This is a genomic window from Pseudomonas sp. CC120222-01a, assembly GCF_003097235.1.
GTDB lineage: Bacteria > Pseudomonadota > Gammaproteobacteria > Pseudomonadales > Pseudomonadaceae > Aquipseudomonas.
Window position 1 is genome coordinate 1 of record NZ_QEQQ01000013.1, and the last position, 12432, is coordinate 12432.

The 12432-nt window shown below is 60.4% G+C and carries 9 protein-coding genes; 7 read left to right on the forward strand and 2 right to left on the reverse strand.

The features are described 5' to 3' along the window. The 5 genes from N430_RS17110 to N430_RS17130 form a co-directional block, all read left to right on the forward strand. The coding region (locus N430_RS17110; RefSeq protein WP_116583647.1) for a type VI secretion system Vgr family protein at positions 1-960 on the forward strand (960 nt) is incomplete at its 5' end. Continuing rightward, positions 957-1886 (forward strand): DUF4123 domain-containing protein, encoded by a 930-nt coding sequence (locus tag N430_RS17115; RefSeq protein ID WP_110637988.1) that lies wholly within the window; start codon positions 957-959, stop codon positions 1884-1886. The genes N430_RS17110 and N430_RS17115, both read left to right, overlap by 4 nt. Further along, positions 1879-4857: a T6SS effector BTH_I2691 family protein gene (locus tag N430_RS17120; protein WP_110637989.1), complete on the forward strand. Its 2979-nt coding sequence runs from the start codon at positions 1879-1881 to the stop codon at positions 4855-4857. The genes N430_RS17115 and N430_RS17120 overlap by 8 nt, the downstream gene beginning before the upstream one ends. Positions 4858-4861: 4 nt before the next feature. Next, entirely contained in the window at positions 4862-5755 is an 894-nt protein-coding gene (locus tag N430_RS17125) for a DUF6708 domain-containing protein (protein WP_110637990.1), read from the forward strand. Between the two features lie 143 nt (positions 5756-5898). After that, on the forward strand, positions 5899-6093 hold the full coding sequence (locus N430_RS17130) for a hypothetical protein (protein WP_116583648.1): 195 nt from the start codon (positions 5899-5901) through the stop codon (positions 6091-6093). A gap of 13 nt (positions 6094-6106) precedes the next feature. Here N430_RS17130 and tenA read toward each other — a convergent pair whose 3' ends face one another. Together tenA and N430_RS17140 are read right to left on the reverse strand one after the other, a co-directional pair. Further along, entirely contained in the window at positions 6107-6766 is a 660-nt protein-coding gene (gene tenA, locus N430_RS17135) for a thiaminase II (protein ID WP_110637991.1), read from the reverse strand. A 2-nt stretch (positions 6767-6768) separates the two neighbouring features. Next, the gene (locus tag N430_RS17140; RefSeq protein ID WP_110638133.1) at positions 6769-7416 is read right to left on the reverse strand and encodes a TenA family protein; all 648 of its coding nucleotides are present in this window, start codon (positions 7414-7416) and stop codon (positions 6769-6771) included. Between the two features lie 541 nt (positions 7417-7957). On the opposite strand from N430_RS17140, the gene N430_RS17150 reads away from it, so the two are divergent. Both N430_RS17150 and N430_RS17155 read left to right on the forward strand, forming a co-directional pair. After that, a complete protein-coding gene (locus N430_RS17150; RefSeq protein WP_110637992.1) occupies positions 7958-11350 on the forward strand; it encodes an Ig-like domain-containing protein in 3393 nt (1130 codons plus the stop codon). Positions 11351-11413: 63 nt separating this feature from the next. Continuing rightward, positions 11414-12409 (forward strand): SCO family protein, encoded by a 996-nt coding sequence (locus tag N430_RS17155; RefSeq protein ID WP_110637993.1) that lies wholly within the window; start codon positions 11414-11416, stop codon positions 12407-12409. Positions 12410-12432 lie beyond the last annotated feature (23 nt).

The following is a 12432-nucleotide window of genomic DNA, read 5'->3' on the forward strand; positions in this document are numbered from 1 at the left end:
GAGATCTTTTGCGACCAGTGGGGCCGGGTCAAGGTCAGCTTTCCCTGGGACCGGGAGAGCAAAAGCAACGAGTTCAGTTCCTGCTGGGTACGCGTGTCACAAGGCTGGGCTGGCGGCAGCTGGGGATCGATGGCCATCCCACGCATCGGCCAGGAGGTGATCGTCCAGTACCTCAACGGCGACCCTGATCAGCCGATCATCACCGGCCGCACCTACTGCGGTAACCAGCTGCCGCCATACGACCTGCCGGAACACAAGACCCGCATGACCATCAAGAGCCAGACCCACAAGGGTGATGGCTACAACGAGCTGCGTTTCGAGGATGAACTGGGGCGGCAGGAAGTGTTCATCCATGCCGAGCGGGACCAGAACAATGTGGTCAAGCACGATGAGAGCACGCAGATAGGCAACGACCGGGCCGAGCAGATTGGCCGCGATGAAACGATTTCGATTGGCCATGACCGCTGCGAAACCGTCGGTAACGATGAGCGCGTCACCGTTGGTCAGGACCACTTCCTCAATGTTGGCCGCACCCAAAGGATCAATATTGCCAAGGACCGTTTCGAAACCGTCGGCAACCATCGCCATGACAAGATCACCGCCAACTATCAGGTCCAGGTTGGCGGCAATCTCGAGCAACAGATCGAAGGGCATGCGGAACTGGAGGCACGAACGGAAATCCGCAGGCGCACCCGGCTTTATAGCCTGCGGGCGGCTGAAACCTTGGTTATCCAAGGCCCTGGTGGCTCCATTCGTATCGATGAGTCCGGCATCACGCTGGACAGCCCGACGATACGCCTCAACGGAGCGGTGCACCAATCAATGGGGGGCTCCACTCATTCCTTCACCATCAATGGCGCACCTGTCAGCGGGGCCCCTCTGGATCGGCAGTGCGGGCGACGTCCCGACGGATCGTGCTCGCTGTCTGACTGCAACTGCATAGGAGCACCTGACGCATGACGGGTTCATCTTCCGCGCCTATGCCCGACATCCACTTTGCCAGTGGCTTCCGCTTTCTCTTGCTGCTCAGTCGAGAGCTGGAGCATTCAGCCGTCCGCCCTGCGTCCATTTCACCGCAAGGTGAAGTAGTGCCTCCTTACGCGCCGTCAGTGCTGGAGCTGATCGAGACCGTCACCGATCGCCCCCCTCACTCCTGGCCCTGGAAACGCAGCGTCATGGATGAGGAATACGAGTTCGGCCCATTGCTGGTGGACGTCAGCGATTCGCCAGAACTGCTTCGTCATGCCGTCACTGCCTGGATGCCCATTGGCGGCGCTATCGCCGTGGATGCAGAGGTCAGCGTCGATGAGCTTTCCGACCATTTCCACAGCCTGGTGCAATTCACCATGCCGGATCTGGGGGTGGCCACCCACCACATCACGCCCAATCACCTGAGTGCCTGGCTGGAGGCATTGGATCAGGCCAATCAAGCAGCGTGGCTGGGCCCGGTGTCGCGTTTGGCGTGGCGAGTCGACTGGGGGCCTGTCCATGAGTGGAAGACACTTGAAAACACTCCGACCACAGCGCGTTCGAGGTCTGCCCTTCTGTTGTCGCTGCAAGAGCACGAGCTTGGCCGGCTGCAAGCGGGCTTGCACGAACACTTCGTGCTCAGTCTTGCCCACGAACTGCTGACCACGCCCGCTCATACCGATCGCACGCTGGCGGAGATCCGTGAATGGATCGAAGCCCTGCTACCGCAACTGGATGCACTCAACTTCAGCGACGAGACCGTTGCCGGTGATTTCATTCGCCTGGTCGCAGAGCACAGGTGGCTGATGAGTGATGCGCGGGCCGAGGCTATCTACACCAACCTCGAAGAGTCACCGCAAGGCCGCCTTCGCGAGCTGCAAGCACTCATTCACAGCAAGGAAAACGCCCATGACTGACGCCTCCGTGAGCCGCGCCGCATCGCCCCCTGCCTGCAGTGCACGGGTAGCGATCCTGCCAGTGCGCTACGCCATCGTGCCACGTACCGGCGCTGCCCCGCCCTGCCGCTACAGCGATTCCGGCTTCGACCTGGAGCAAGGCTTCCCTCCACTGCAGCACTCCGCTTACACCCTGCGCGCTTTGCGCCCAGGCTACGTCTACGTGTTTATGAAAGGCAGCCAGGGCGAAAAGCTGGTCATCCACGAGTACGACGGTGAGGGCCAGTACAAGGAATTACGCTACCGATGCCTGGAGCACTATCAGCGGCGCGACCGCTACTTGTCCGGCCGGGCGGTGGGCTGGGTCTGGGCCGACACCGGCGAGGCCTGCGCCAAGGAAGTCTGGATCGCCTATAGCCCGCACCTGTGGACCAACGCTGTGACCGCGCGCATCACCGGTTCGCTGGCCATGCGCAGACGGCACATGCGCCAGCTGAACATGGCCGAGCTGATTGACGGCAACCAGGTGCACTCCACCCAGGCCCATGTGCTGCCGGTCAGCGCCCTGCAAACCTGGGTCGAGGACTTTAAGCCGGACGCCCAACGCATGTCGCTGAGCTGGAGCAGCCAGCCACGCACCTCGGCGCTGTTCGCGGGCAGCCTGCACGCCGTTGCACGCCATTACCCCTACACCCAACCAAAGATTCCCGCCGTGGTGGTGCTCAGCGATGCCGAAGGCCTGGCGCTGGACCTGAGCCTGTCGGTGTCGGCCTACCAGCACCAGATGCGCGATTTGATGCCTTCCGAACAGCTGCCCCACACAAGACCGGCGCAGGGTACCGAGCAAGCCGATGTGCCGATGTGCTACCAGCTGGATGCCGAACGCCTCAGCCCACAGAGCCGCGACTTCCACCACCGCAACCTGGTGGCCACGTTGCTAAACAAGACCCTGGAAAGCATGTACCCGGCCGACAACCCGTCCTTGGGCACGGCAGCCCTGAGGATACGCCCGGACAGCCGACCGAAACCGCCTTACGAGGAACGCTTCCGGGTGCTCACCCACCCAGACTATTCCGAGCAGGGCCATCGACTGGGACAGCGCATCGATACCGCCAAGTACCTTAAGTTTCTGGAGGAACGCGACGAACTGGAGTACCGCATCAGCCAGATGCGTGAACTGGCCTTGCAAGCCAGCAACGATCACGACGCCTGGCTGGCCACCGCCGAAGCCGGCCATCTGGACGATCCGTACAGTCTGGCAGCCGCGCTGGCCTGCTATGACCGCGACGATCTCAGCTCCGCACGCGGGCTGGAAATGTCTCTGGCCCTGCTGATTCACCCGATGGGCCAACCCGTACCCGGGACTGAAGAGCAGGACCTGCGGTTGCAGCGCCTGGAGCGCTGGCTGGACCAGCACGACAGCCCGCTGTACGAAGCGTTGGCGCCGTTCAACCCGTTTCGCGACAAGGCCGACTCGATCGGCACCTTGTTCGGTGCCACCGACAACGTCATCGAAGGTCTGGCTGGCCGATTTCCGGCTTATGCCGGTATCACTGACCTCACGGCTCAATCGGTCAGCACCGTGGTGCTCAAGCGCATGCACGGGAAGACGCGCTGGGATGCCAGCAACAGCCTACGTCAGCAGGTGCAGGCTGCCGCGCGCGAAGCCAATGCCGAAAAAGCGTTGGGGCTGCTGGCGGCGCGGTACAACATCACCGACAAGCTGATTTTGGAGAACCCCTTCAGCCAGGAAGTAGAGAAATACCTGAAAAGCGGGATGGCGCAAGTTGAAGAAATGAAGCAATTGCGCGTCACGGGCAGTAGGAAAGTGATGCTGGAGATGACCACCACTTCTCGGGTAAAGCCAACGCTAATCGGGCTACTCACTTCTGGCGGGGGAGCTGGTTTAAATGCGGTGATGCTGTGGTTCAACATATTCGCATTGAAAGCGGCATACAAAAACTTACAGGATAATGACGAACAAGAATATGTAACAGGGTTTACAGCATCAGTTTTTGGAGTAATCGGCGCTGCGACAGCGACACTAGTGAGCACACGCGCGACACAGAAAGCAATGATATTAAAGCTGGGACCTACTACTCCTGGAATGGCATTTGGTAATGGCGTTTTAAAATTCCTGAGCAGCAATACGTTTGCTAGATTATCTGGATATCCAGCCATTTTACTGGGTTTCGCCTCAGACGTACAAAAATACAGAAGACAAAAAATAAATGGAAACGCGGATGCAGGGATATACACCTTAATGGGGGGATCCTCTGTTGCACTGGGCTCAATTCTGGCATTAGAGGGCGCGCTTGCCATCGCCGGCCCAACAATCTTTATTCCCTTTGCTGGCTGGGGAGCGGCCGCAGTTGTGCTGCTTGGCACCGCGTTGATTGCAGGCGGGATGTACTTCCACCATAAAGCGCATGAAAAATTACACAGCCCGATAGAATTTTGGGCTGTCAGAAGTGTTTTTGGAACTCGTCAAAATGATGGAGAGTCGAGACTGGATGTGCCTTTAGATCATGAAAAAAAACTACCAAGCTTCCGGAGCGAAAACAAAGAAATCAAAGCGTGGTACGCAGCCTTCTATCTGCCACGTCTTCTCTCAAAGAATGACTCAATGAAATTGAACCTGAATGAAATGGATAGTGGCACTTTTAAAGTATGGTCCCCGCCCGATTGGAGGGCAACACTTCACGGCGACATGCCCGGCCACGCCACCCGCTTTGAATTTACTGTGCTCCTACCCGGCTTCGCTCTTGGCCATAGTAGCTGGCAATCAACTGCAAGCATGCTCAGCAGTAATAATACTAGAACCCCCAACGCCATAACACCAACTTGCCACCTCACGCCAGCGGGGCTTGTCCTGAATTACAAAAAAACATGCAGTTCGCACTTCGGAGCAATGTTGGAAATAAGCTATCTCCCAGGCACCGGCATAGACGAAGAAGCCATGTCTACAACAAGCTTTATACTGGAAGGCTAGTAATATGGCGACACTATGGTTATTCACCCCTAATAGCGACTCGAAACACCCGCCAAAAATTGGTGGTCAGGTCACACAAATCGACCAACAGGTACTAACATTGAAAAACCCCTGGGTGACGGACTCCGTATTTATGGGCAAGCTCTATTTAGCCATGACACTAGCCCTCGGCGCCCTGCTCTATCCAGACATTTTAGACGATGAATTTCGGAAAGACATGTTTACCGACATACACTCAATTTTAATTTTTTGGCTGTGCCCTTTCATCTTCTCGCCTTTTTTGATCTACCGTATTTTCTATATCAAGAAGCTGTCCGCAGTTTATTTCAATCGATCAACCAAGAAAATTTATTATAAGCGCATAGGAAGACTATTCGTTTTCGACTGGCATAATGTCTGCGGCGGTGTTTTTAAACGAACCGAATTTGGCGGTTCATCCTTCAGCACCAGCTACGCCTTGGCCTTCGCCCCCCGTCGAGAGGATGGCACTCTCCACCAGCAAGACTGCCTCTGGACCGACAGCAACGAACCTACCGAACCCGACATAAGATATGTCGCCGAAGTCTGGGAATACCTACGCCATTTCATGGATCACGGCCCCGACAAACTCCCTCCTCCAGGCGAACCCAACTGGTGGCACAGGCCGTTACACGCCATATGCCTCACACCAGCAGAGGCCTGGAACCATTACGCCCCTTGGCGCACCGGCGAGCCCGGAGAAATGCAAGGCAAAAAAAACTGGCAACTACCTTTCTGGGCAGTGCTCTTTCCCTACAACCTGTCAGTAGCCATCTGCTGGTACATCATCTGCCGCGTATTCAACGTTCGCGCAGCACCGCCACCGCCAGAGGCGTTCGAACAAGCCCCGATTCAACCCAGCAAGCGAAAACGCAAATGAGCACCGGCTGAGCAAAGCTTGGGCTGCCTGCAGCAGCCCAATCACTCAAAACATTGACCCAGATCGCTAGACTTCGCCTTTATCCCCTGACAAAGTAGGGAAAATCTCACGGACGAGAGCCCATAATCATGCAAGGCGATTCCATGGCAATCGATTCCGTTCTGATCCGCATCCTCCGTGCTTTCACCTCATTCAACCAACGCCTGTTCCTGCGCCGCCTGAACAAGGAAGAGGTCAACCTCATCGACCACTACCGCACCCTGCCCGAACGCGATCGAATCGCCGTACGGTACATGTGCACGGCAATTCACAAAACCTCAATGAAACAGCCCGACTGAAGCCAACCGGCACTCAGTCAACGCCATCCAGCCCCATCTGCCAGAAATCAGCCTCCAGCCGCGAAGCCTGGCCAAAAATCTGTGCCAGCTCCACAAACCGCTGCTCGGTCATGCTCCGTGCCGCCAGTTCATCCAGATGCTTGCGCGCCGCCGCGGCCACGCCCTGGTAGCCCTCGCCGGCATACTCGCCTATCCATTCCCGGTACGGGTGGTCGCTCAGGTCACCAATGCGTTCCGCCAGCGTGCGGCCGATCTCGGCGTAGCCGATCACGCACGGCGCCAACGCCACATGCAGTTCAAGCAGGTCACCGGCCGCGCCGCAGTCGAGCACGTAACGGGTGTACGCCACGGTCGCCTGGTGCTCGGGGGCTGCCTGGATATCGGCCTGCGACAACCCCCAGCGTGCGCACAGGCGCAGGTGCAGTTCGGTCTCGTCGAGAATCGCCGCCAGGCCCGCCTGGGCGGCGCGGATGTCCGCCGGCAGGCGGCTCTTGTAGGCGGCCAGGGCCCAGGCGCGGGCGAACTGGATGAGGAACAGGTAGTCCTGGATCAGGTAGGTGCGGAAGGCTTCTTCCGACAGCGTGCCCTCGCCCATCTGCCGCACGAAGTCGTGATCGACATAGCTGTTCCACTGGCCGGCAGTGGCAGCCTTCAAACGCTCGAAAATATCCATGCTTACGCCTCCTCGGTGTAAATGGCGTCGAAGAAGGCAAGCTCCAGTTCAACGGTACGTGCGTAGAAGTCACTGGCCAGTGCGGCCTCCTGGGGGCCGACACGGTCCAGTTCGGACTTCAGGAACGCAACGAAATCGCAGAACGCCGGGTTGTCGTGCAGGGTGATCCATTCGGCATGGACGAAGTTGGCCGGCAACGGCTTGGGTGCCTTGAGGGCCCAGTCCAGGTACAGGCCTTCGGCAACGTTCAGCACGGCCAGCGCGGCGGCGTAGGAACGGGTGGCGGCAGCCTCGCGCATGATGGCCTTGAAACCGGCGGTAGGTGCGGTGTCTGCGGGCTCGGTGCGCTGCGCCGGGCTGACGTCCAAGGCTTCGAACGCACGCAGGAAATAGGTGTTCTCGTCGCTGGAGATCATCCCCGTGAAGCGGCCGAAACGCAGGCGGGCTTCATAGGTATCAGCGGTGGCGATGGCGGCGCCGAGCAGGGTCAGGAAGCTATCGAGAAAGCGGTGGTCCTGGACCAGGTAGCGGACCATGATCGGGTCGGCGACGCTGCCTGCGCAGAGTTCGGTGACGAAACGGTGGCCAACGGCGGCCGACCAGGTCGGTTGGTTCTGGCGTTGCAGGGTTTCATGGAAGCGTTCGGTCATGGTGTGGCCTCGCAGTGAGGCCGGCAAAGGCAGGTCCGGCAGTCCCATCCCTCCGCCGGCATTATCCGGATCAGGTTCTAGGCTTTGTACGAAAAGTGCCTGCGCGACGATCATGCTGCGTTGAAAACAGGCTCGGAATGCTCATTTGCAACCAGCAAACTCCGCTTCCTCGCCTGTTTTCGCCTTGCCTGATCGCCGCTCGGCGACTTTTCGTACAAACCCTAAGGGTCACCGCGCTGCAGCTGTCAGCGGTTTCTCAGCCCGTTGCCGGGCTCCCCTTGGTGGGCAACATGTATACAGCCCCCATCACCAATTGTCACCCACTCCATCACCGGAGTTGGGCCCCAACCCTGCCCAGTTTCGGGGGCCTACACCCGGTCCTTGACACCCCATTATTTAGCGCACCTCAGGCGCCACAAGGAGTTGTTTAACAAAGTATTACCGAAACATCTGTTGGCACAGCCGTTGCTCAGGCCCTTAAAACCCGGCAATACGCCATTGATGGCCCATAGCCATTTAGCCGCGAGCGAGGCACCAGGCAATGAAAACCCCTGCCGTGATCCACCCCAACAGCCACGCCTTCAAACTGTCTGCCGTGACCTTGCTGATGCTCAGCCTTGGGCTGACCTCAGCCATGGCCTCCTCGCTGGATGATGTCAGCCAGCCGCCGCCGACGGACCCGTCGCATTACGATGACCAGCCGGCCGACCCCGGCCCGGCGCTGCTCAACCTGTTCAACCTGCCTGAAGCCAACGAAGGCTCGCTGGAAGAGCCGAACGGGGTATTCGGCGATCGCTCGAGCAATCGCGTCGACAACGTGTTGCCGCCCGCCCTGCAGACGTCACGCAATTACCCTACCAATGGCAAGCCGAGCCCGTTGTTCGGGGCGCAGCCATTTACCCAGCAATTGCTGCTGTTCGAGGAATTCGGCCCGGAAAAACTCGATCCCAACCTGCCGCCCCCTTCGCTGACCTTCCCGGTCCCTACCCTGGGCCCGGAACCTGCTCAAGACCCTAACGTGGTCGCCCGCAGCAGCCCCAACGGCAATGCCCTGGAGGCCTTCCTCAAGCAACCGGGCCTATACCCGTACCCGACCCAGTACGCCAACACCCTCGACCGCAACCCCTGGAAGGCGCAGATCGAGCTATTCCTCAACCGCAACTCGGTAGGCTCGCCAGCGGAAGGCCGGCCACCAGGAAAGGGCTGGTCGCACCAGCGCTGGAACGAGTTCTACCCCCAGGCGGCGTTCAAGACTGCACAGGCAGGTGCGCGCATCAACCAGGGGCTGCGTGACCGCAAGCAATTGCACAACTATGCCGTGGGCGAGTTCGCACCGGGTGGGCTGTATTACCAGACCTCGGACATCCCAACCACCCTCGGCACCACCAAGGGCATCGACACCCGCTTCCACCCGAACTTCCCGCTGCAGAACCACAAGTCGCTGTGGACCTTCGACGGCACCTTCCCGCCGAAGCTGCTGATGGTTCGCTATGGCCAGCCGGTGCTGATGCGCCACTACAACGCGCTGCCGATCGACCCGGCAGCCAACGCCGGCTTTGGCCTGCACACCATTTCCACCCACGAGCACAACGGTCACTCGCCGGCCGAGAGCGATGGCTTCGCCAACGCCTACTTCTTCCCTGGCCAGTACTATGACTACCGCTGGCCGATCCAGCTGGCCGGCTACGACACCATCAACACCCGTGCCGAAGACCCGCGCGCCGCCTTCCCTTGCTCGCCGGGTGAAACCCTGTTCGTCAACGACGCCAACCCGGGGCTGAAAACCTGCGAGAACGGCAGCATCAAGATTCGTGGCGACTGGCACGAAACCATGAGTACCCACTGGTTCCACGACCACATGATGGATTTCACGGCGCAGAACGTCTACAAGGGCAACGCCGTGATGATGAACTACTACAGCGCCATCGACCGTGGCAACGAAGCGCTGCAGGACGGCGTCAACCTGCGCTTCCCCAGCGGCTCGGCGATGCCGTGGGGCAACCGCGACTACGACGTCAACCTGGTGATCGCCGACAAGGCCTGGGATCAGAACGGCCAGCTGTGGTTCAACCCGTTCAACACCGACGGCTTCCTCGGCGACCAGGTGCTGGTCAACTGGCAGTACCAGCCCAAGCTCAAGGTCCGCGCCCGCGCCTACCGCTTCCGTATCCTCAATGGCTCGGTGTCGCGCTACTTCAAGTTTGCCGTGGTGCGCGAAATCGCTGGCAACGGTGGTGAGTTCAAGGGGCCGTCCGGCTCCAATGTGTCGTACGCCCGGGTGCCGTTCCACATGATCGCCAACGACGGCAACATCATGGAACACGCCGTGCCGTTCGACGGCACCATGGACCTCAACGGCGACGGCAAGACCGACGACAACAACGGCATCCTGCCGCTGCAAGGCATCGCCGAGCGCTACGACATCATCATCAACTTCGCCAAGAACGGCATCAAGGTTGGCGACAAGCTGTACATCGTCAACATCATGGAGCATGAAACCGGCAAGGGCCCGAAACAGCCGATCTCGCTGGCCGACGTGCTGTCCGAGAAATACAAGGCGGTGATCAAGCAGACCAGCAACGGGCCGGAGTGGGACAAGGGCGACCCGGTGGTGGGCAAGGTCATGCAACTGGTCGTGCAGGCCTACAGCGGCCAGGACGTCAGCATGGACCCGACTGCCTATGAGCCGGCCAAACCGGGCAAGGCCGAAGGCCTGAAGATGATCCCGCTGGTGATCGATCGCAATGCCGTGGCCGACCAGGCCAAGATCAAGGCCGCGCGCCACCGCGAGTTCACCTTCGGCCGCTCCGACGGCACCGACACCACCCCCTGGACCATCAAGACCGACGGTGGCTTCGGCTACAGCATGGACCCGCGGCGCATCTCCGCAGCACCGCAACTGGCCAATGAAGCGAGCCAAGGCGGCTTCAGCGGCGACGGCACCCTGGAAGTGTGGAAGATCAAGAACGGCGGCAGCGGCTGGAGCCACCCGGTGCATGTGCACTTCGAGGAAGGCGTGATCCTCAGCCGCGACGGCAAGGCGCCACCAGAGTGGGAAAAATGGGCACGCAAGGACGTCTACCGCATCGGCCCGGACGCCGACTCCTCGTCGGAAGTTGAAATGGCCATTCACTTCCGTGAATTCGCCGGTACCTACATGGAGCACTGCCACAACACCCAGCACGAAGACAACTCGATGCTGCTGCGCTGGGACATCGAGCACCCGGGCCAATTCCAGGTGATGCCGACACCGCTGCCGGGTTGGGATGGTGTGCAATACATGGCGTCGGTAGGCCTGCCAACCTTCCGCACCGCCAGCAATAACAACACCGACACCGCCAACAAGCCACCGGTGGCCAACAACGACAGCGCCGCGACCACGGCCGGCAAGCCGATCGTGATCAACGTGCTGGCCAACGACACCGACCCAGAAGGCAACCTGCCGCTGACCGTCAAGGGCCTTAACCAGCCTGATTCCGGCAAGGGTACGGTCAGCACCGATGGCACTACCGTGACCTACACGCCACCGGCCACGGTCGACACCCCGTTCACCGCCAGCTTTGCCTACACGGCGCGTGATGCCAAGGGTGCCGAGTCGCTGAACCCGGCCACGGTCAGTGTCGCGGTGGGCCCTGCCGTGGTAGCGGACCAGATCGAGGTCAGCAGCGCCGTCGTGCAGGTACGCAGCAACAACCGCTACACCTGGGACATCTCCGGCACTACGTCGGTGGCCAGCGGCAACAGCATCAGCGTGACCGCAGCCACCACCAGTGGCCCGCTGAACCTGGGCGCGGCGACGCTGTCTGCGGCATCCAGCGGGGCCCGCTGGCGGTTGTCGGTGACCACCACCGGTAGCGGCCCGGCTTCACCGGCGACGATCACCGTGAAGTCGGCACTGGGCCAGAGCGTGACGGCGCCAATCAGCATCAAGTGACTGTTCCATCGAAAAGGGGCCGCTTTGCGGCCCCAACTGCATCACCACTGGAGGAATGACATCATGGCCCTGTCATGGCGTGTTCTGCTCGCACTCACCCTGTTCGCTGCCGGCACTCACTACTGGCCGATCAAGCCCGCTGAATCGGCGCAGTCGGCCCCCTCGGCCGAGGCTGCCACGCCGTGGGGCGCCAGCTACTTCCCCAACACCCCATTGGTCACCCAGGACGGCAAGCAGGTGCGGTTCTTCGACGACCTGATCAAGGACAAGGTGGTGGCGATCAACTTCATCTTCACCGGCTGCTCCGACTCCTGCCCGGTGGAAACCGCGCGCCTGCGCCAGGTGCAGAAGATCCTCGGTGACCGGGTGGGCAAGGATATCTTCCTGTACTCCATCAGCATCGACCCCTACAACGACACCCCCGCCACCCTCAAGCGCTATGCCGAAAAGTTCGGCATCGGCCCCGGCTGGACCCTGCTCACCGGCGAACCTGACGACATCGAACAGCTGCGCCGCCGCCTGGGCCTGTACATCGAAGGCCTGGAGAACGGCCGCTCCAAGGACCACAACCTGAGCCTGATCATCGGCAACCAGGCCACTGGCCGCTGGATGAAGGCCTCGCCCTTCGAAAGCCCCTATATCCTCGCCGATCGCCTGGGCAACAGCCTGCACAACTGGAAACAGGCCAGCGCCATGGCCAACGACTACGCCAGCGCCCCGCAGATCCGCCCACCCAGCAGCGGCGAACAGATCTTCCGCACCCGCTGCTCCTCCTGCCACACCGTAGGCAACACCGAACCCGGCCAACCCGGCATCGGCCCCGACCTGCTCGGCGTAACCCAGCAACGCGACCCCAGCTGGCTGATACGCTGGCTGAGGGAGCCAGACCAGATGCTCGCCGAGAAAGAACCACTGGCCACCCTGCTCTTCGAGCAGTACAACCGCCTGGCCATGCCCAACATGCGCCTGGGCGATACCGAGATCACCGCGTTGATCACTTACCTGCAGGAGGAGACTACGCGCATACAGGCGCCCCTGGCGGATCGGGGAAAACCTTAAAGGCAATTAGCCACCAGTCATGA

Excerpts from the sequence above, each read along its gene's own strand:
- N430_RS17115 (WP_110637988.1), top strand. The coding sequence starts at position 957 with ATGACGGGTTCATCTTCCGCGCCTATGCCCGACATCCACTTTGCCAGT.
- N430_RS17120 (WP_110637989.1), top strand. The coding sequence starts at position 1,879 with ATGACTGACGCCTCCGTGAGCCGCGCCGCATCGCCCCCTGCCTGCAGT.
- N430_RS17125 (WP_110637990.1), top strand. The coding sequence starts at position 4,862 with ATGGCGACACTATGGTTATTCACCCCTAATAGCGACTCGAAACACCCG.
- N430_RS17130 (WP_116583648.1), top strand. The coding sequence starts at position 5,899 with ATGGCAATCGATTCCGTTCTGATCCGCATCCTCCGTGCTTTCACCTCA.
- tenA (WP_110637991.1), bottom strand. The coding sequence starts at position 6,766 with ATGGATATTTTCGAGCGTTTGAAGGCTGCCACTGCCGGCCAGTGGAAC.
- N430_RS17140 (WP_110638133.1), bottom strand. The coding sequence starts at position 7,416 with ATGACCGAACGCTTCCATGAAACCCTGCAACGCCAGAACCAACCGACC.
- N430_RS17150 (WP_110637992.1), top strand. The coding sequence starts at position 7,958 with ATGAAAACCCCTGCCGTGATCCACCCCAACAGCCACGCCTTCAAACTG.
- N430_RS17155 (WP_110637993.1), top strand. The coding sequence starts at position 11,414 with ATGGCCCTGTCATGGCGTGTTCTGCTCGCACTCACCCTGTTCGCTGCC.